The sequence below is a fragment of the Haloplanus natans DSM 17983 genome, from assembly GCF_000427685.1.
Classification (GTDB): Archaea; Halobacteriota; Halobacteria; order Halobacteriales; family Haloferacaceae; genus Haloplanus; species Haloplanus natans.
In genome coordinates this window covers 3,215,708-3,234,828 of sequence record NZ_KE386573.1, presented here as the reverse complement: position 1 = coordinate 3,234,828, position 19,121 = coordinate 3,215,708, and the positions used below count along the sequence as shown (strand labels likewise).

General features: G+C 68.3%; 18 protein-coding genes. 15 read left to right on the top strand and 3 right to left on the bottom strand.

Annotation, left to right across the window (positions count from 1 at the left end; genetic code table 11):
• Window positions 1–19 precede the first annotated feature (19 nt).
• Both HALNA_RS18700 and HALNA_RS21820 read right to left on the bottom strand, forming a co-directional pair.
• Window positions 20–1,567: a sulfatase gene (locus HALNA_RS18700; protein WP_049937892.1), complete on the bottom strand. Its 1,548-nt coding sequence runs from the start codon at window positions 1,565–1,567 to the stop codon at window positions 20–22.
• A 108-nt stretch (window positions 1,568–1,675) separates the two neighbouring features.
• Entirely contained in the window at window positions 1,676–1,840 is a 165-nt protein-coding gene (locus tag HALNA_RS21820; RefSeq protein WP_449404876.1) for a DUF7556 family protein, read from the bottom strand.
• A gap of 112 nt (window positions 1,841–1,952) precedes the next feature.
• Between HALNA_RS21820 and HALNA_RS18695 the strand changes: the two genes are divergently transcribed.
• The 15 genes from HALNA_RS18695 to HALNA_RS18620 all read left to right on the top strand — a co-directional run bounded on the left by HALNA_RS18695 (window position 1,953) and on the right by HALNA_RS18620 (window position 18,597).
• Window positions 1,953–2,798, top strand: coding sequence for a CBS domain-containing protein (locus HALNA_RS18695; RefSeq protein ID WP_049937890.1), 846 nt, complete (start codon window positions 1,953–1,955; stop codon window positions 2,796–2,798).
• Window positions 2,795–4,606: a glycine--tRNA ligase gene (gene glyS / locus HALNA_RS18690; protein WP_049937889.1), complete on the top strand. Its 1,812-nt coding sequence runs from the start codon at window positions 2,795–2,797 to the stop codon at window positions 4,604–4,606. The genes HALNA_RS18695 and glyS overlap by 4 nt, the downstream gene beginning before the upstream one ends.
• 57 nt (window positions 4,607–4,663) lie before the next feature.
• Complete coding sequence (locus tag HALNA_RS18685) at window positions 4,664–5,260, top strand: diacylglycerol/polyprenol kinase family protein (protein WP_049937888.1); 597 nt, start codon at window positions 4,664–4,666, stop codon at window positions 5,258–5,260.
• Window positions 5,261–5,320: 60 nt separating this feature from the next.
• The gene (locus HALNA_RS18680; protein ID WP_049937887.1) at window positions 5,321–5,941 is read left to right on the top strand and encodes a hypothetical protein; all 621 of its coding nucleotides are present in this window, start codon (window positions 5,321–5,323) and stop codon (window positions 5,939–5,941) included.
• 383 nt (window positions 5,942–6,324) lie between these two features.
• Window positions 6,325–7,518, top strand: coding sequence for an argininosuccinate synthase (locus HALNA_RS18675; RefSeq protein ID WP_049937884.1), 1,194 nt, complete (start codon window positions 6,325–6,327; stop codon window positions 7,516–7,518).
• 2 nt (window positions 7,519–7,520) lie between these two features.
• A complete protein-coding gene (gene lysX, locus HALNA_RS18670; protein WP_049937883.1) occupies window positions 7,521–8,381 on the top strand; it encodes a lysine biosynthesis protein LysX in 861 nt (286 codons plus the stop codon).
• Complete coding sequence (argC, locus tag HALNA_RS18665) at window positions 8,378–9,415, top strand: N-acetyl-gamma-glutamyl-phosphate reductase (RefSeq protein WP_049937882.1); 1,038 nt, start codon at window positions 8,378–8,380, stop codon at window positions 9,413–9,415. The genes lysX and argC overlap by 4 nt, the downstream gene beginning before the upstream one ends.
• A gap of 100 nt (window positions 9,416–9,515) precedes the next feature.
• Entirely contained in the window at window positions 9,516–10,340 is an 825-nt protein-coding gene (locus tag HALNA_RS18660; RefSeq protein WP_049937881.1) for an acetylglutamate/acetylaminoadipate kinase, read from the top strand.
• Complete coding sequence (locus tag HALNA_RS18655) at window positions 10,337–11,458, top strand: aspartate aminotransferase family protein (protein WP_049937880.1); 1,122 nt, start codon at window positions 10,337–10,339, stop codon at window positions 11,456–11,458. The genes HALNA_RS18660 and HALNA_RS18655 overlap by 4 nt, the downstream gene beginning before the upstream one ends.
• The gene (locus HALNA_RS18650; protein WP_049937879.1) at window positions 11,458–12,516 is read left to right on the top strand and encodes a [LysW]-lysine hydrolase; all 1,059 of its coding nucleotides are present in this window, start codon (window positions 11,458–11,460) and stop codon (window positions 12,514–12,516) included. Before HALNA_RS18655 ends, HALNA_RS18650 begins: the two co-directional genes overlap by 1 nt.
• Entirely contained in the window at window positions 12,513–13,412 is a 900-nt protein-coding gene (argF, locus tag HALNA_RS18645; protein ID WP_049937878.1) for an ornithine carbamoyltransferase, read from the top strand. Before HALNA_RS18650 ends, argF begins: the two co-directional genes overlap by 4 nt.
• A 470-nt stretch (window positions 13,413–13,882) precedes the next feature.
• The gene (locus HALNA_RS18635; RefSeq protein WP_049938123.1) at window positions 13,883–14,356 is read left to right on the top strand and encodes a DUF6789 family protein; all 474 of its coding nucleotides are present in this window, start codon (window positions 13,883–13,885) and stop codon (window positions 14,354–14,356) included.
• 31 nt (window positions 14,357–14,387) lie between these two features.
• A complete protein-coding gene (locus tag HALNA_RS18630; protein WP_049937876.1) occupies window positions 14,388–16,541 on the top strand; it encodes an ATP-dependent DNA helicase in 2,154 nt (717 codons plus the stop codon).
• 41 nt (window positions 16,542–16,582) lie between these two features.
• Complete coding sequence (locus HALNA_RS18625; protein WP_049937875.1) at window positions 16,583–17,203, top strand: hypothetical protein; 621 nt, start codon at window positions 16,583–16,585, stop codon at window positions 17,201–17,203.
• A 41-nt stretch (window positions 17,204–17,244) separates the two neighbouring features.
• Window positions 17,245–18,597, top strand: coding sequence for a cytochrome P450 (locus HALNA_RS18620; protein WP_049937874.1), 1,353 nt, complete (start codon window positions 17,245–17,247; stop codon window positions 18,595–18,597).
• On the opposite strand, the gene HALNA_RS18615 is transcribed toward HALNA_RS18620, so the two are convergent.
• Window positions 18,594–19,106, bottom strand: a complete 513-nt coding sequence (locus tag HALNA_RS18615) for a 2'-5' RNA ligase family protein (RefSeq protein WP_049937873.1) — start codon at window positions 19,104–19,106, stop codon at window positions 18,594–18,596. The genes HALNA_RS18620 and HALNA_RS18615 overlap by 4 nt on opposite strands.
• Window positions 19,107–19,121: the final 15 nt, after the last annotated feature.

Below are 19,121 nucleotides of genomic sequence, written 5' to 3'. Positions count from 1 at the left end.
CACAGCAAAAAGTCGTGCGTCACTCCAGATAGCCGAGGTCACGCAGCCGTTCCTGTGCCTCGTCGTCCATGTCGGCGACGGCGTCGTCGGTCACGTCGTCGGCGGCGGCGTCGGTCCACGCGCCGCCGACGCGGGATTCGAAGTCCGCGAGGACACGTTCGGTCGCCGCGACGGCGCCGTCGCCGGCGCCGGCGAGGTTCGTCGCCTCCGCGGGGTCGTCGTCAAGTCGGTAGCCCTCGTCGTCGATCCGGTCGATCCGGACGTACTTCGCGTCGGGGCGGCGGGCGGCACGCATCCGCGAGTAAAACCGGGACTCCTCGTCGAGGTCGACCCCCGCGGCGGCCGCCTTCTCCTCCAGTTGCTTGAGTTCGACGACGGGCCGGGAGTACTCGATGAAGCCGTACGCTCCACTCCCCGCCGCGGCCTGTCCGGGGTCGGGGTCGGCCGCGGCGTCGAAGGCGCGGTAGTCGTCGCGCAGGAGCGAGCGGGTGGGGTCGCGGGCGACGGCCGTCTCGCCCGGCGCGGCGGGGTCGCCGCCCGGCACGTCGAGAGCGTCGAGCACCGTGTGATACAGGTCGACGAGTTCGACGGTGTCTGTCCGGCGGTCGGCGTCCAGATCGGGGTGTTTGACCATGAGCGGGACGTTCACCAACGGGTCGTAGAGGCAGAACTCGTGGCCGTAGAGGTCGTGTTCGCCGTGGAGTTCGCCGTGGTCGGCCGCGACGATCACGGTCGTCTCCTCCCACTCGTCCTCGGCTTTGAGCCAGTCGAACAGTCGGGTGAGCTGGGCGTCGATGTGGGCGATTTCGGCGTCGTAGAGGTTCCGAATCGACGCCCACTCGTCGTCGTCGATGTCGCGGGCACCCGAGTTGTACTCCTTGGAGTTCTGGCACACGTCGGTCGAATCGACGCCGGGGGCGAACTCCTCGGCGAACTCCTCGGGCGGGTGGTAGGGGAGGTGGGCGTCCATCAGGTTGATGAAGGCGAACCAGTCCTCGGCGTCCTCGACGAACCCCTTGGTGCGGTCGATCACGGCGGGGGTCTTGGAGTCGGCGCCCTCGCCGCCCGCGAAGTACTCGTGGGCGACGTTCCCGAGGGAAACGAGTTTGTCGGCGACGGCGCGAAGACGTTCGTTGTCGTTCATCGTCTTCCAGGCGCGGGCGAGGGGGCCCGAGAGCAGGTCGCCGGGCATCACCTCGAAGAAGTTGTCCTGGTGGTCGAAGCCGTCGGTGAGGTGGGTGTAGGGCGTGATCCAGGCGTTCGAGGAGTAACACGCGGTGTCGTAGCCGGCGGCCGAGAGCGTCTCCGCGAGGGTGGTCGCCCCTTCGAGGTAGGGGTTCTCCTGATCGGCGCCGTGCTGACTCGGATACAGGCCGGTAAAGAGGGAGGCGTGGACGGGCAGGGTCCACGGCGCGGGGGCGACGGCCTCCTCGAAGACGGCCGCCTCGTCCGCGAACTCGGCGAGCCCGGGGGTCGTCTCCCGGTCGTAGCCGTACGGGGTGAGGTGGTCCGCCCGAACCGTGTCCATGACGACGAAGAGGACGTTACCGGGGGCGTGGCTCGACATACCGCTCAGTGCGTGAGTGACGTGAATAAAGGCCGCGGATCGCCGGTCGAGGTGCGGGCTCGTGGCGCCGCTGGCCGAACGCGCCGGTCGACGGGGCGCGTGCCGCCGTTATCGCCAGTCGTCGAGGCCGGGAGCGTCCCGAAGCCGGATCGACACCCAGGCGTCGTCACGGGATACGTCCGCAATGACGAACTCCGTCGTTCCGGTGCTCTCGTCGACCGAAGCCATGACATCGGAACTCCCTCCCCCAACAGTCGCCACGTTGGACGCCATGTATGTTAGATAGTAACAATCTCATATAAATACGTCGATACGAGCCGGTTGGCACATCGAGGATGGCCCGCCCTTCGCAGAGTATTAGGGGGTGGACGGCGGAACGAGGAGCATGCACGTAGCCGACGCGATGACGCCCCGCTCGGACGTCGTGACCGTCGATCTTCCCGGCACCAGGGACGACGCTCTCGAGTATCTGCAGGAGCGGGGGTTCTCCTCGATCCCCGTCGTCAAGCCGACGGCGGACGGCGAGGCGTACCGCGGTCTCGTCTCGCGGGACGACCTCATCGAGAACCCGGACGAAGACCAACTGGCACTCCTGATGCGGGAGGTCCCGACCACGACGGCGGACACCGATATCGTCGACGTGGCGGCGATGATGATCGCCGAGAACGCGCGACGGGTTCCGGTCGTCGACGACAAACTGGAAGGGATCATCACCGTCACGGACGTGGTGCGGGCCATCGCACGCGGCGACGTGGACGGCGACACGCCGGTCGCGTCGCTGGCGACGCGGGCGGTCAACACCACCTACCAGGGCACGCCGCTCACCGTCGCCGAACGCGAGATCAACTACGCGGACGTGCCGTATGCGGTCGTCCTCGACGACGAGGGTGAGATGGCGGGGATGCTCACCGAAGTCGACATCATCGAAGTCGCCCGCGTCGTCGAGGGCGAGGACGACACCGGCGAGAGCATCGCCAACCAGGACGACGAGTGGATGTGGGAGGGCATCAAGGCGGTCGGCAACCGCTACTTCCCGACCCGGAACGTCGAGATTCCGCGCGAACCCGTCTCGACGTTCATGACCGCGGATCTGGTGACGGTCTCCGGGCGCAAAACGGCGAAGGAAGTCGCCAAACTCCTCCTCTCGAACGACATCGAGCAGGTCCCGCTGATCGACGGCGGCGCACTCGCCGGCGTCGTGCGTGACGTGGACCTGTTGAGGGGCGTATGAGCGACGGCGCAGCCATCGCGGAACTCGCCAAGCGCCGAGGCTTTTTCTTCGGCGCCTACGAGTCCTACGGCGGCGTCGCCGGGCTCTACACCTTCGGTCCCGAGGGCGCAGCGCTCAAGCGCAACGTCGAGCGCGCGTGGCGCGACCGCTTTACCGTCCGCGAGGGCAACGACGAAATCGAGGCGCCGACCATCGGCCCCGAACCCGTCTTCCGGGCGTCGGGCCACCTCGACGGCTTCGACGATATGCTCGTCGAGTGCGACGAGTGCGGCGAGAGCCACCGCGCCGACCATCTGATCGAAGACGCAAGCGACGTGGAGGAGGCCGAGAGCCTCCCTATTCCGGAGGTCGAGGAGCTGATCGCCGAGTACGAGGTGGCCTGTCCCTCGTGTGGCGCCCCCCTCGCCGGCCTGTCGGTCGAGGAGTTCAACCTCATGTTCGAGACGGCCATCGGCCCCGGCACCGGCCAGCCGGGCTACCTCCGCCCCGAGACGGCCCAGGGCATCTTCGTCGAGTTCCCACGGCTGAAGGAGTACGCGCGCAACCAGTTGCCGTTCGGGGTCACCCAGATCGGTCGTGCCTACCGCAACGAGATCAGCCCCCGGAAGGGTATCGTCCGCACCCGGGAGTTCACGCAGGCGGAGTTGGAGCAGTTCGTCGACCCCGACACCGACGAACCGCCGCTCTCCCGCGTGGCTGACGTGTCGCTGAAGCTCTACCCCGCCGACGAGCAGGAAGACCCCGACGGCGGCTACGTCGAGACGACGGTCGGCGAGGCCGTCGAGGCCGACATTATCGCCAGCGACTGGGTGGCCTACTACCTCGGCGTCGCCAGCGAGTGGTACGACCGGATCGGTGTCGACGACGACCGGTTCCGGTTCCGTCAGCATCTCCCGGGCGAGCGCGCCCACTACGCCGCGGACTGCTGGGACGCCGAGAGCGAGGTGAGCGGCACGGTGAGCGATGATCCGGCCGACGGCGACTGGATCGAAATCGCGGGCTTTGCCTACCGCGGCGACTACGACCTCTCGAAACACGCCGAGCACAGCGACGACGACTTCACCGTCTTCGAACAGTACGACGACCCCCGGACGGTCGAGCGGGCGGTCGTCGACCCCGATATGAGCGTCCTCGGCCCCGAGTTCGGCGGGCAAGCCGGCGACGTGGCCGACACGCTGTGTGACCTCGCGGAACGGAACCCCGAGGCTTTCGAGGCCGACGAGGTGACCGTCGAGGTCGGTGGCGACGAGGTGACCGTCGACGCCGACGTGGCGAACTTCCGCGTCGAAGAACAGACCGAGGCGGGCGAACACGTCACGCCCCACGTGGTCGAGCCCTCCTTCGGCGTCGACCGGACGGTGTACACCCTGATCGCGCACGCGTACGACCGCGACCGGATCGACGGAGAGGAGCGAACGTATCTCTCGCTCGCGCCGGAGGTGGCGCCGACGGACGTGGCGGTGTTCCCGCTGGTGGGCGACGACGCCCTCGAATCCCTCGCCGACGACGTAGTGAGCGACCTGCGCGACGCGGGGCTGTCGGTCGCCCACGACGACTCGGGCAACATCGGCCGACGCTACCGCCGGCAGGACGAGGTGGGGACGCCGCTGTCGGTGACCGTCGACCACGAGAGCGTCGAGCAAGAGCCCGAGACGGTGACGGTCCGGGACCGCGATACGACCGCACAGGTGCGGGTGCCGGCCGCCGACCTGGCCGACGAACTGGGCGCCATCCTCGCCGGTCGGGGATCGTTCGACGACTTACTCGACGGCTACGAGCGAGTGGATACGGACGTGACTCGCTCGTAGGATGGTGAGCACACGGCGAGACACGATCGATCGACCGAGCCGCCGGCGGGCGAGCGTATGACGGCGGGCGCCGAACTCAAGCGACGCGCCGTCCACGCCAGCGGCGTCGGGTTCCCGGCGCTTTACCTGCTGGAACTTATCGACTGGCCGACGCTCGGCTGGCTACTCCTCGCCGGTTCGGCGGTCGCCGCCGTTCTCGAAGCGGTTCGGCTCGGCGTCGGCCTCGACTGGACCATCTACGAGACGTTGACCCGGGAGTACGAACGGGACAACGTCGCCGGCTACGCGCTCTATATGTTCAGCATGACGGGCGTGGCGCTCGTCTTCGGGCCACGCGTCGCCGTGCCGGGGATGTTGATGCTGACGCTCGGCGATCCGGTCAGCGGCCTCCTCGGCTCGAACGAGGCCGGGCGGGCGAAACGGGTCGGCGTCCTCGCGGTCATGTTCGCCGTCTGTTTCGTGCTCGCGGCCATCGTTCTCGTCCCCACCGTATCGCTCCCGGTGGCGCTCGCGGCCGCGGCCGTCGGGAGCGCCGGCGCGACGGTCGCCGACGGCTTCACGCCCGTCCTCTACGGCTACGTCCTCGACGACAACCTTACTATCCCGCCGGCAGCGAGTCTCGGCATCTGGCTGGTCTTGCAGCTAGTTGGGTAACGGGCCGGATTGACGTGTCGTTGAGGCAACTATTTTTGCTGGCGTGACGTACGGACATCGATGACGGACACCGACACCGACGAGATGGCCGGACTCGAAGCGAGCCTGGAGGAAGCCCGGCGGTTTCTCGACGAGCAGCTATCGAGCATCGACAACGTCGACGGGAAGGCGATCCAGCTGTTTCAAGTGGTCACCGTCCTCGTCGGGTTGCTCCTGAGCCTGCTCTCGTTCGTCTACGGCGGGCGGGCGGCCGACGCGCTCCAGTTGCTCAACCCGGTCACGCTGGCCGGCATCGCCGTCCTCGTCGGCGCGATGGCCGCCGCGGCGATCACCTACTCGACGGGGGAGTACCACGCCGGCATCGGCCCCGAGGATCTCCGGTGGATCGCGACGGGGGGGTACGAGGACGGCGAGTTCCGGCGCGGACTGTACGACGATCTCCTGCTCGGCTACGCCGACTGGATCGAGGCGAACCAACGGGCGAACGAGCGACAGGGCGTGTTCATCACGGTGACCATCCTCGCGATCATCTACGGGGTGGCTCTGCTCGCCGTCGGCGTCGCCACCGCGCTTCTCCCCGCCCTGTCGCTCCCGTTCGCCGCGGTGCTAGCGGTCGTTCTCGTGGGCATCACCCGGCTACTCGGACCGATCGGACAGCTTCGGATTCTCGGGCGCCGGTGAGCCACGTCGGCGTCGATACGGTTATGCTATCGGCCGGCATATACGGTAACATGCCTCGTGATCGACGACGCTTCACCGGCGGAACGGTACATCGACGGATCATCCCGGAGGAGTGAGAACGCCCATCCGCCGCCCGTTCGCAAGATATTAGTAGCGAGCCGCGATTTTTAGCGACAATGGACCGGACATCGGCACGTTCGTCCGAACCCGTCCGCCCCACCCCCGCGGTCCGACGGCCGCGACGACGGGCCCGCTAGGCCCACCTTTCTCTCTCACTCCCCTCGTTCGACGCTCCAGCGACCTCCCGTGAGCGTCCCGTTTTCCATTTTATTTCAATTGCAAAAACGTAGAATTTAAGTCCGTGAGGGGTCGAGAAGTCGGTAATGACACGTGTGGCACTCGCGTTCTCCGGCGGCCTCGATACGACAGTTTGTGTCCCGCTTCTCGAAGAGGAGTGGGGGTACGACGAGGTCGTCGGCGTCACGGTCGACGTCGGACAGCCAGCCGAGGAGTTCGCCGAGGCGGCGGAGACGGCCGAGGCGCTGGATCTGGAACACTACGTCGTGGACGCGACCGAGGAGTTTGCGGCCATGTGTATGGACTCCGTCCGCGCCAACGCGACGTATCAGGGCTACCCGCTCGGGACGGCGCTTGCCCGCCCCGTCATCGCCGAGGCCATCCTCGATGTGGCGATCGAACAGGACTGCGACGCCGTTGCCCACGGCTGTACGGGCAAGGGCAACGACCAGTTGCGGTTCGAAGCCGTCTGGCGCGCCTCCGACCTCGACGTCATCGCGCCCGTTCGCGAACTCGGCCTGACCCGCGAGTGGGAGATCGAGTACGCCGCGGAGAAGGAGTTGCCCGTCGAGGGTGGCAACGAGGGCGTCTGGAGCATCGACACGAATCTCTGGAGCCGGTCCATCGAGGGCGGCGACCTCGAACGGCCCGGCCACGTTCCCGGTGAGGAGATCTACGACTGGACGCGCGCTCCCGCCGGCGACCGTGAAGAGATCGAGATCACGTTCGAGAACGGCTACCCGGTCGCCGTCGACGGCGAGGAGATGGGGCCGGTCGCCCTGATCGAGCATCTCAACGAGGTGGCCGGACAGTACGGCGTCGGGCGAACCGACATGATGGAAGACCGGATGCTCGGGCTGAAAGTCCGCGAGAACTACGAGCATCCCGCGGCGACGACGCTGCTCAACGCCCACGAGACCCTGGAGTCGCTCGTGTTGACCAAAGAGGAGCGCGACTTCAAGAAACTCGTCGACGACGAGTGGTCCCAGAAGGGGTACGAAGGACTGATCGACGCGCCGCTGATGGGGGCACTGGAGGGCTTCATCGACGAGACACAGACCCGCGTCACCGGCACCGTCACCATCCGGTTCGAGGGCGGCCGGGCCCGCCCGGTCGGGCGCGACAGCGACTACGCCGTCTACGACGAGTCCTTCGCCTCCTTCAACACGGAGGACGTTGGGTCGATTACGCAGGCGGACGCGACGGGCGTCGCGAAGTACCACGGCTTCCAGGAGCGCCTCGCGTCGAAGGTGCTCGCGAAGGCGAAAGAGGAGGAGTAGTCGTGCACGTCGGCCTCCTCTACTCCCGGATCAGGCGGGACGAGAAGCTGCTGCTGTCGGAACTGCGCGAGCGCGACCACGAGGTGACGAAAATCGACGTGCGGAAAGAGCGGTTCAACATCGGCGAGGCGCCCGACGCCTTCGACGACGTGGACATCGCCGTCGACCGCTGTCTCGCCACCAGTCGGAGCCGCTACGTGACGCGCTTTCTCGACGCCTACGGGGTTCCGGTCGTCAACGCCGCGGACACCGCCGAACTCTGTGCGGACAAGGTAAAAAACAGCCTCGTCCTCGAAGCCGCGGGCGTTCCCACGCCCAACACCGACGTGGCCTTCACCACCGACAGCGCGCTCGAATCGATCGAGGAATTCGGCTACCCCTGCGTCCTCAAGCCCGTCATCGGCTCCTGGGGGCGCCTGATGGCGAAAGTCGACTCCCGGAGCGCCGCCGAGGCCATCCTCGAACACAAGGCCACCCTCGGCCACTACGAGCACAAGGTGTTCTACATCCAGGAGTTCGTCGAGAAGCCGGGGCGGGACATCCGCGTCGTCGCCACCGACGGGGACCCCGTCGCCGCGATGACCCGGAGTTCGGACCACTGGCTCACCAACGCCGCGAAAGGCGGCGAGGTAGAGGAGTTCGAGGTCGACGACGAGGTGGCCGAACTGGTGAAACGCGCCTCGGACGCCGTCGGCGGCGGCTTGCTCGGCGTCGACCTGATGGAGACCGGTGATTCCTACACGGTCCACGAAGTGAACCACACGGTGGAGTTCAAGGCGCTCGACTCGTGTGTCGACTTCGACGTGCCCGCGGCCATCGTCGATTGGCTGGAGGCGAAGGCGGGGCAGGAGGCGACGGCGTGACCTACACGGCGAGTGTGGTCGGCGCCAGCGGCTTCACCGGCGGCGAACTCCTCCGTCTCCTCGACGGCCACCCCGAGTTCGAGGTGGCCCAGGCCACGAGTCGGAGCTACGAGCGCAAGACCGTGGGCCACCAACATCCGAACCTCCGCGAGATGGATCTCCGGTTTACGGACCCGGGGGAGCTCGAATCCGTGGACGTGCTCTTCGCGGCGACGCCCCACGGCGTCTCGATGGAGCGCATCGACGCGTTCCAGGAGGCGGCGGATACGGTGGTCGACCTGAGCGCCGACTTCCGGCTGGGAAGCGAGAAGCAGTACGACGAGTGGTACGACGGCCACACGCGGCCGGAACTCCTCGCTGACGCCGAGTACGCGCTGCCGGAGCTCAACCGCGACAACCTCGCCGGCGCCGACCTGATCGCCTCGGGTGGCTGTAACGCGACGGCGACGATTCTGGGTCTCAAACCCCTCTTCGACGCCGGCATCCTCTCCGGTGACGAGCAGGTGGTCGTCGACGTGAAGGTGGGGTCCTCGGAGGGTGGTGCCGGCGGTGGCGCGGCCTCCTCGCATCCCGAACGGTCGGGGATCGTCCGCCCGTACGCCCCGACGGGCCACCGTCACGAGGCGGAGATCGAACAGTTCCTCGGGCTGTCGGTCTCCTTTACCGTCCACGCCGTCGACATGACCCGCGGCGCCGCCGCGACCTGTCACGTCTTCCCCGACGGCCCGGTGAAAAAGAAGGAACTGTGGGGCGCCTACCGCGACAGCTACGGCGACGAGCCGTTCGTGCGCACCGTCGCCGGCGGCGGCGGCGTCTATCGCTACCCCGAACCGAAGGCGGTCGCCGGAACCAACTACGGCGAGGTCGGGTTCGAACTCGACCCCGGGAACCGGCGGCTGGTGGTGTTCTCGGCCATCGACAACATGATGAAAGGCTCGGCGGGACAGGCGGTCCACGCCGCGAACGTCGCCCTCGGCATCGAGGAGACGGCGGGACTGGAGTTTCAGGGCCTGCACCCGGTGGGCGCACCATGACTTCGGGAAGGCGTTCCCGCTCGCGGGCTCACGGCTCCGCCGTTCGCCGCTCCGCGGGCTGCGACTTCCAGCGTCACGCGAGCCAGCGGAGGTGCCTCGCGTGACCGTCGTCGTCAAGATCGGCGGCGCGAAGGCCGTCGACCCAGCGGGCGCCGTCGGCGATATCGCGGATCTGGTGGGCAACGGCGAACCCGTCGGTGTCGTCCACGGCGGCTCCACCGCCGTCGACGACCTGCTCGACCGGCTGGACATCGAGCCGACGTACGTCGAGACGCCGAACGGCGTCGTCGGCCGCTTCACCGACGAGGCGACGATGGAGGCGTTCACGATGGCGATGGGGCGGGTGAACACCGACCTCGTCGCGGCCTTCCGCGAGGTGGGCGTCGACGCCGTTGGCCTCTCGGGCGTCGACGGCGGCCTCATCACCGGGCCGCGGAAGTCGGCGGTGCGGGTGCTCGAGGACGGCAAGAAGAAGATCAAGCGTGGCGACCACTCGGGAAAAATCGAGTCGGTCAACGCCGAGTTGCTGGAGGCGTTGCTGGAAGACGGCTACACGCCCGTCGCGGGGCCGCCGATGCTCGCGGACGACGGCGTGCCGGTGAACACGGACGCGGACCGCGCGGCCGCCGCGGTGGCGGGCGCCCTCGGCGCGACGCTCGTGATCCTGACCGACGTGGCCGGCGTCTACGCGGACCCGGACGACCCCGAGACGCTGATCGAGTCGGTGACGACGCCCGCGGAGTACGACGCCCTCACCGACGCCGCCGAGGGGTTCATGACGAAGAAAGTCATGGCCGCCACCGAAGCCCTGGAACGCGGCGCAAGCGAGGTGATCGTCGCCGAGGCCAACGCCGACGCGCCCGTCACGGCAGCACTGGGGGAAAGCGGTACACACATTCATCAGAGTGCCCTAGAAAACATATGAGCGGCTTCGTCTTCTCGGAGAAACCCATCGGGATCGAACGCGGCGAGGGGGCCACCCTCTACGCCGACGACGGCACCGAGTATCTCGACTTCGGTGCGAGCTACGCCGTCACCCCCGTCGGCCACTGTCACCCGCGGGTCGTCGACGCCGTGCAGTCACAGGTCGAGGACCTCATGTACGTGCAGGCGTCCTACCCGGTCGAGGCGCGGACGGAACTGTACGAGAAGTTGGCGACGGTGTCGCCGGCGGGACTGGACAACGTCTGGCTCTGTAACTCGGGGACCGAGGCCAACGAGGCGGCGATCAAGTTCGCGCGCAACGCGACGGGGAACGGAAAGATAGTCGCCACCCGCCGTGGCTTCCACGGCCGCACCCTCGGCGCGCTGTCGATGACGTGGAAGGACAAGTACAAGAAGCCGTTCGAACCGCTGGTCGACGGCATCGAGTTCGTCTCCTACGGGGACAGCGAGGAACTCGCCGAAGCCGTCGACGAGGAGACGGCCGCCGTGTTCCTCGAACCCATTCAGGGCGAAGGGGGCATCCACCCCGCCGACGAGGCGTATCTGCACGCGGCGCGGTCGCTCACGCGGAAAGCCGGCGCCGCCCTCGTCTTCGACGAGATTCAGACCGGCGTCGGCCGCACGGGGACGCTCTGGGCCTGCGAGCAGGCCGGCGTGTCGCCGGACATCCTCACGACGGCGAAAGGCATCGCCAGCGGCCTCCCGTTGGGCGCGACGGTCTGTGCGGATTGGATCGCAGAGGCCGACCCCGAACACGGCTCGACGTTCAGCGGCGGCCCGGTCGTCTGTGCGGCGGCCAACGCCACCCTCGACATCGTCGTCGAGGAGGACCTGCCGACGCGGGCGGCCGACGTGGGTCGGTATCTGATGGAGTCGGTCGAGGACGCCGACCTCCCCATCCGCGAGGTGCGGGGACAGGGACTGATGATCGGCCTCGAAGTGAAGCGGGGGTCGAACCGGCTGCTTCGTGACCTCGCTTTGAACGAGCAGGTGCTCGCGCTCCCGGCCGGCCGGACCGTCCTGCGCCTGCTCCCGCCGCTGATCGTGGGCGAAGAGCACGCCGACCGCTTCGTCGACGCGCTGGAGGCCGTGCTCTGATGACCGCGAGCGAGGTCGAAACGGCCGACCTGACCGAGGCCCAAGGCCTCCTGGTCGACCTCGTCTCCATCCCCTCGCCCTCGGGCGAGGAGGCGGCGGCGGCCCGGCGGCTCGTCGACTTCTTCGAGGCCCACGACCGCGAGGTGTGGGTAGACGAGGTGGGAAACGTCCACGCCCCGGCCGACGACGCCGTCCTCCTGACCTCCCACATCGACACCGTGCCGGGCGACATCCCGGTCGAGATTCGGGAGGGCGAGGGCGGAACGGAACTCTGGGGGCGTGGGAGCGTCGACGCCACCGGCCCGCTCGCGGCGATGGCCGTCGCGGCGGTGGAGACGGGAGTGAGCTTTCTGGGCGTGGTCGGCGAAGAGGTCGACTCGCGGGGCTCCCGACACGTCGTGGAGAACGGCCGGCCGGAGCCCGGCGCCCTAATCAACGGCGAGCCGAGCGGGTGGACGGGCATCACGCTCGGCTACCGGGGACTGCTGGCGGGGACGTACGTCGCCACCAGCGAGTCGGGCCACACCTCCCGCCCCGAGAACAACGCAATCCAGGACGCGATGGATTGGTGGGGGAGAGTCGAGGAGGAGTTCGACCCCGACGAGTATCTCCCGGTCTTCGAGCGGGTCACCTGCAAACCGACGAAGTTCGAGGGCGGCCCCAGCGCGGACGGTCTCTCCGTCGAGACGACGATGGAGGTGCAGTTCCGCGTCCCGCCGGCGTACACCGTCGACGACGTGCGCGAGATGGCGGACGGCCAACTCGAGACGGGCACCGTCCACTGGTACGACCGCGTCCCGCCAGTGATGCAGAGCCCCCGCACTGACGCCGCGCGGGCATTCCGCGCCGCCATCCGGGACGCGGGGGGCGACCCCCGCTTGCTCCGGAAGACGGGAACGGCCGATATGAACGTCTTCGCGTCCGTCTGGGACTGCCCGATGGTCACCTACGGCCCCGGCGACTCGGATCTGGATCACGCGCCGAACGAGCATCTGCCCCTCGACGAGTACGACCGCTCGATCGAGGTGCTGATCGACGCCTGCCAACGCTTACAATGATCGATACGACCGACGTCCTCGACGTGGACGACCTCACGGCCGAGGATCTGGAGACGGTGTTGGATCGTGCGGCGGCCATCAAGGCCGGCGAGGACGACACGGAGCTCCCCCGGCAGACGCTCGCGATGGTGTTCGAGAAACCGAGCACGCGAACCCGTACGTCGTTCGAGACGGCGATGACCCGACTTGGCGGCCACGCCATCTTCCTCGGCCCGGACGACATCCACCTCGGGAGCGGCGAACCCGTCAAGGACACCGCGCGGGCGCTCGCGGGCTACGCCGACGCCATCATGGCGCGGCTGTTCGACCACGCCGACGCCGAGGAACTCGCCGCCTACGCCGACGTACCCGTGATCAACGGACTGACCGACGACGCCCACCCCTGCCAGACGCTCGCGGACCTGCTGACGGTTCGGGAGCGTTTCGGGGGGTTCGACGACGTGACCGTCGCGTGGGTGGGCGACGGCAACAACGTCGCCCAGTCCTTTGTCCTCGGGGCGGCGCTCGCCGACCTCGATCTGACGGTGACGACGCCCTCCGAGTACGGCATCGACGACGACGTGCTGGACCGGGCGGCGGAGTTGGGGTCGGCGCCCCGACTCGTCGACGATCCGGCCGAAGCCGTCGCCGACGCCGACGTGGTCTACACCGACGTGTGGGTGTCGATGGGCGAGGAAGACGAGCGCGAGGAGAAACTGCGGGCGTTCGAGGGCTACCAGCTCAACGCCGACCTCCTCGCGGGGAGCGAGGCGCTGGTGATGCACTGTCTGCCCGCCCATCGCGGCGAGGAGATCACCGACGAGGTGGTCGAAAGCGAGCGGGCCATCGTCTGGCAACAGGCCGAGAACCGCCTGCACGCGCAGGCGGGCTTGTTGATCGAACTGCTGGCGGCGTAGACCGGGTCACGAAGTACTCCTTCGGGTCGATGGCCATGTCCTGTCACGTACATCTCCATGTCGCGGTGAGTGCCGGAGTACATGTGCGGGAAGACGATGGCGTTGTCTCTCTGCTGGTTCAGCTTCCCGTGGGTCTGATACGCCAGTTTGCAGTCCGGAATCCGCTGCTCGCTCGCCAGTTCGAAGTCGCCGTGTTCGGCCCGGGTGTAGTACTCGTTTTCCAGGTGACGGTTTTCGCGCGTCAGGAAGTTGTATTCTCGCCAACATAATTGATAGTTAACTAATAGTTGTGGCCAGTTCCGGCAGGGACGAAGTCTCGGCGTCGCGGGGAGAACGGTCGTGTGACACGTTCACACAGCACCGAAACGTCGTTATCGGGCACCGAACGTGGTATATGACCCTTCCGACGGCGTGCGTCGGCCGCACCCGACTCCCGAACGGAAATGTCGTTTGGTGAACTCGTCACGGGTATGTCGACGACGACGGAAGCGGTCGGCAGCACCGGCGAACTGCGCGGTAACTGGCAAGCTGGCGTCCTCGGGGGCGTCGCCGGGGCCTTGGTGATGGGCGGCCTCGTCCTCGCGATGAGTCCGCCGGTACTGGCCGTCGCGATTCCCTCGCTGTACGGGCTGGCGCCGCCGCCGAACCCCGGCGTGGGGATGGTCGTCCACGTCTCCCACGGCGCGGTACTCGGCGTCGTCTTCGCGGCCATCGTCGGCGCGGCCGGCATCGAGGGGGCGACCCGCCAGGTCGGCCTCGGCGTCGCGTGGGGCGTCGTGACCTGGATCGGGCTGGCGGCGCTCGTGATGCCCGTCTGGCTGAGCGTCGTCGGCTCCCCCGCATCGCCGCCGTTCCCCAACTTCGCGCCGCCGTCGCTCCTCTGGCACGCCGTCTACGGCGCGGTGCTCGGCGGCGTCTACGCGGCGACGGCGGATCGGCTGTAACTTTTAATCCCGGCACGCGTAACACCCACTCGTGGCAGAAACGGCGGGATACGAGCGGTTCTTCCCCTACGACGATCCGTATCCGAACCAGCGCGAGGCGATGGATCGCATCGCCAACGCCCTCGAACGCGGGCAGGACGTGTTGATGGAAGGGGCGCCGGGGACGGGCAAGACGCTCTCGGCGCTCGTACCAGCGCTCGCACACGCCCGCGAGCACGACCGGACGGTCGTCATCACGACGAACGTCCACCAGCAGATGCGTCAGTTCGTCGAAGACGCCCGCGCCATCAGAGCACAGGAACCGATCCGCGCGGTGGTGTTCAAGGGCAAGAGCTCGATGTGCCACCTCGACGTGGGCTACGAGGAGTGCCGGAGTCTCAAGGAGACGACACGCTCGTTGGTCGATCTCGAACGGGACCGGCGCGAACTCGCCGAGCGGAGCGAGGCGCTTCTGGACGACGTGCGCGCGGGAAACGACGAGGCCGCCGAGGCCCGCGCGGCCGTCATGGACGAACTGGAGACGCTGGAGGCGGAACTGGAGGAGTTGGAGGCGTCGAACGTCTGCGAACATTACCGAGCGAACCTCACGCGCGAGACGGACGCCTTCCACGACTGGCTGTTCGAGGACGTCCGCACCCCGGAGGAAATCTACGCCTACGCCGACGAACGCGGACTCTGTGGGTACGAACTCCTCAAGGAGGGGATGGAGGGCATCGACCTCGCGGTCTGTAACTACCACCACCTGCTCGATCCGACGATCCGCGAGCATTTCTTCCGGTGGCTGGGCCGCGACCCCGCGGAGGTGATCACCGTCTTCGACGAGGCCCACAACGTCGAGTCGGCGGCCCGGGAGCACGCCACGCGCACGTGTTCGGCGCGCACCCTGGCGGGATCGCTCGACGAACTCGACGGGGCCGACGACTCGCGGGCGAGCCGGGCGAAAAACGTGATCGAGGCGTTCCGGACGGGACTGGAGACGGCCGTCGACGGCGCCCTCGGGTTCGGCGAGCGTGAACAGGTCGGCGACGACTGGCACGATCTCGCCATCGCCAACGACGACCGTCGGGACGACCTGACACTCGCCTTCCTCGACGCCTACGAGGGAAGCGGGATCGACACGGAGATAGACCTCGCCTTGCAGGTCGGCGAGCGTCTGGACGAGGCGTACGAGGAGGCCTACCGGCGGGGCGAGACGGCGACGCGAACGGAGTGTGCGACGCTCCAGGCCGCCGAATTCGTCGCCGATTGGATGGGCCACGGGACGGACCTCGGTCGACATCCGATGACCGCGGTGCGGCGCGACGCGGGGACGGGCGAGGTGTACGGCCGGGCGGAACTGTACACCTGCATCCCCCGCGAGGTGACCGAAGGGCTGTTCGACGAAGTTGCCGCGAGCGTCCTGATGAGTGCGACGCTTCGTCCGTTCGACGTGGTCGCGGACGTACTCGGCCTGTCGGACCCGGTGACGATGGCCTACGGACTGGCCTACCCCGAGGACCGCCGCCGCACCTTCGCAGTCGAGGGGCCAGCGCTCTTTTCGAGCGAGCGCGACGACCCCGAGACGCAGGCGACGGTCGCCGAGACGCTCGCCGACGCCGTGCGGATGACCCCCGGCAACACGCTCGTCTTCTGTCCGTCCTACGCGGAGGCGGCGCGGTATCACGACCACGTCGGCGGCTATCTCGACGAGGCGGGGACGCCGACAGAGGACCTCCGGCAGCGGTTCGTCGCCGACGACGACGCGGTCCTCTTTACATCCATGTGGGGGACCCTTGGTGAGGGAGTGAGTTTCGACGGCGACGACGCCCGGACCGTCGTCGTCGTCGGCGTCCCCTATCCGAGCCTCTCGGAGCGACTGGAGGCGGTCCAGGCGGCCTACGACCGGATCTACGACGAACGACGGGAGGCCGGGTGGCGCTACGCCGTCGAGATTCCGACGGTGCGGAAGACCCGGCAGGCGCTGGGGCGGGTGATCCGCTCGCCCGACGACTTCGGCGTGCGGGTCCTCCTCGACAAGCGCTACACGCGCGCCGCCCGCGACATGGGGAAATACGGCGTCCGCGACTCGTTCCCGCCGGAGGAGCGGGACGAACTGATCGACGTGGCGCCGGAGAAACTCAAGTTCGCGATGCTGAACTTCTACGGCGACCTCGACGCGTACGACGGGGCACCGCCGTCGCCCTGACGTACAGAAGACATTTGTCGCCGGCCCAACGGAACTGGCGTATGCGACGCGGCGCCCTCCCACTCGTCCTCGTCGTACTACTCGCGGGCTGTACCGCCCCGATAGCCACGCCGACCGACACCGCCGAACCGACGGACTCGGCGTCCGCGACGGCGACGGCGACAGCCACGACGCCGACGCCCGAACCGGTCGCCGTCGAGTACGCCGTCAGCGCCGGATCGATACCCGACGAGTTCGAGTCGGTGACGGTGACCCTCCAGGTGGTCTTCGTCGAGCGGGCCGCGGATATGGGGCCGTGTTGGCGCGGGACGTTCACCGGGCCGTACGAGCCGACGATAACGCCCATCGCCCCGCCGAGCGGTGAGTGTTATCGCTCGGAGGCGATCACCGTCGACCTGACCGAACTCGACGGCGAGCGGTCGCTCGGGCGGACGAGCGCCCCCGGCCGCTTCGCCGCGGGCCACGCCCTGATCGCGACGAGCGCGACGGCGACCTACCGAAACGGGACGACCGTGACCGGGATGCGGGGCGCAAGCGGCAAGCGCGTCCGAGTCGTCGAGGGGTCGCCCGCCGGGCCGTACCGCGTGACGCTCGCGGTCGAGGCGTACGACGACCGACCGTACGCCTACTGGCTGGTGGCCGAAGACGGCGGGACGGCGTGACCGGCCGCGCGCTTATGTCGATCCCAGTCTAACGCCGGCCGATGCCCCCGCAGTCACGTTCGCGACCGCCCGGTCCCCGTGGCGAACCCGTCTTCGGAAACAGCAGGCAGTACGCGCGCGACCCGTTCGGCTTCCTGTCGGCGTGTGAGTCGGCGTACGGGGACGTGGTGAGCGTCGAGTTCGGCCCGCTCGACGCCTACATCCTCACCAATCCGACGGACATCGAACGGGTGCTCGTCGGCGACCACGAGCGCTACCGGAAGCCGTCGTTCCAGCAGGACGAACTCGGCCGGCTCCTCGGCGACGGCCTGCTCCTGAGCGAGGGGGAGACGTGGCGACGACAGCGTGACCTCGCCACCCCCGCGTTCGACATGTCGCGGATCGCCGACATCGCGGGGACGATGGCGAGCCACGCCGAGGCGGCGGTCGGGGACTGGTCGGCGGGCGACGAACTGGACATCGAGAGCGAGATGGCGCGACTGACCGTGCGGATCATCGCCGACGCCATGCTCGGGGTCGACCTCTCCGCGGAGCGGGTGCGCGCGATTCAGGAGACGCTCGACCCCCTCGGGAAGCGCTTCGAACCCGACCCCGTCCGCTTCGTCACGCCGGACTGGGTCCCGACCCGCGGGAACCGGGCGTTCGAGGACGCAGTCGAACGGCTGGAGGGCATCGTCGACGACATCGTCTCGGAGCGACGCGGCACGGAGGGGCACGCGGACGACGACGACCCGCCGATGGATCTGCTGTCGATCCTGCTGCGCGCACAGCGCCGTGGCGACCAGTCGGACGCCCAACTCCGCGACGAGGTGTTGACGATGCTGCTGGCGGGGCACGACACGACGGCGCTGACGCTCACCTACGCCTGCTACCTGCTCGCCGAGCATCCGGCCGTCGAGGGGCGCGTCCACGCCGAACTCGATTCGGTCCTCGACGGGGCACCGACGTTCGCCGACACCCGGGGGCTGACCTATCTCGATCGGGTGTTACAGGAGACGATGCGTCTGTATCCGCCGGTGTACGCGATGTTCCGGGAGCCGGTCGTCGACGTGAAACTCGGCGGCTACCGGATTCCGGCGGGAGCGGCGGTGATGTGCCCGCAGTGGGCCGTCCACCGATCACGCCGCTGGTGGACTGGGCCGGAGCGGTTCGACCCGGACCGCTGGGCACGCGGCCGGGCCGCCGGACGCCCGCGCTTCGCTCACTTTCCGTTCGGCGGCGGCCCGCGCCACTGCATCGGCAAGCAGTTCTCGCTGCTGGAGGCGAAGATCATTCTCGCCACCGTCGGCCGGGAGTTCCGCCTCGACTACCGCGGGGACGGCGACCTGAGCCTGCAGGGGTCGCTGACGATGCATCCGGCGAACGGGATGCCAATGTGCGTCGAACGGCGTTAGGGTCGCGGCAGCGACACCCGCCAGAGCGCCTCGCGGCGGGCGCGACTCCAGAGGTGGAGTTCGGAGACGGTCCACGTGACCGGATCGATATCGAGGGTTCGGAGCCGGTCGACCGTCGCCGCGTCGGCACCACCGCGCGCCAACGTGACGTGTGGGACGTAGCCCGCGCCCTCCAAGTCGTCGTCGACGGCGCCGAACGCCCCGACGAGTCGCCGGTGCAGGTCGTGGAGGCCGGGGCTCTCGACGACGAGGTAGACGACCGGACCGGGGCCATGTGTGGGCGTCTCGAAGGCGTCGATGCCCGTCACCCGCGCCCCGAACGATGGTGCCGGCGAGAGCGCGACCCGGAGGCGTTCGCGCAGGCGGTCGTACTCGCCCTCGTTCGCCTCGAACCGCTTGCAGACGAGAGTGTGTCGCTCGCGAACCCGGTCGAACGCGAGAAGTTGGGGGTGGAGGTCGGCCGCGAGACGCTCCACCGCGGGCGGCACGGGGACGTTCAGACTGTACACGGGTCGAGGTGCGCG

Excerpts from the sequence above, each read along its gene's own strand:
- HALNA_RS18700 (WP_049937892.1), bottom strand. The coding sequence starts at position 1,567 with ATGTCGAGCCACGCCCCCGGTAACGTCCTCTTCGTCGTCATGGACACG.
- HALNA_RS21820 (WP_449404876.1), bottom strand. The coding sequence starts at position 1,840 with ATGGCGTCCAACGTGGCGACTGTTGGGGGAGGGAGTTCCGATGTCATG.
- HALNA_RS18695 (WP_049937890.1), top strand. The coding sequence starts at position 1,953 with ATGCACGTAGCCGACGCGATGACGCCCCGCTCGGACGTCGTGACCGTC.
- glyS (WP_049937889.1), top strand. The coding sequence starts at position 2,795 with ATGAGCGACGGCGCAGCCATCGCGGAACTCGCCAAGCGCCGAGGCTTT.
- HALNA_RS18685 (WP_049937888.1), top strand. The coding sequence starts at position 4,664 with ATGACGGCGGGCGCCGAACTCAAGCGACGCGCCGTCCACGCCAGCGGC.
- HALNA_RS18680 (WP_049937887.1), top strand. The coding sequence starts at position 5,321 with ATGACGGACACCGACACCGACGAGATGGCCGGACTCGAAGCGAGCCTG.
- HALNA_RS18675 (WP_049937884.1), top strand. The coding sequence starts at position 6,325 with ATGACACGTGTGGCACTCGCGTTCTCCGGCGGCCTCGATACGACAGTT.
- HALNA_RS18655 (WP_049937880.1), top strand. The coding sequence starts at position 10,337 with ATGAGCGGCTTCGTCTTCTCGGAGAAACCCATCGGGATCGAACGCGGC.
- HALNA_RS18650 (WP_049937879.1), top strand. The coding sequence starts at position 11,458 with ATGACCGCGAGCGAGGTCGAAACGGCCGACCTGACCGAGGCCCAAGGC.
- argF (WP_049937878.1), top strand. The coding sequence starts at position 12,513 with ATGATCGATACGACCGACGTCCTCGACGTGGACGACCTCACGGCCGAG.
- HALNA_RS18635 (WP_049938123.1), top strand. The coding sequence starts at position 13,883 with ATGTCGACGACGACGGAAGCGGTCGGCAGCACCGGCGAACTGCGCGGT.
- HALNA_RS18625 (WP_049937875.1), top strand. The coding sequence starts at position 16,583 with ATGCGACGCGGCGCCCTCCCACTCGTCCTCGTCGTACTACTCGCGGGC.
- HALNA_RS18620 (WP_049937874.1), top strand. The coding sequence starts at position 17,245 with ATGCCCCCGCAGTCACGTTCGCGACCGCCCGGTCCCCGTGGCGAACCC.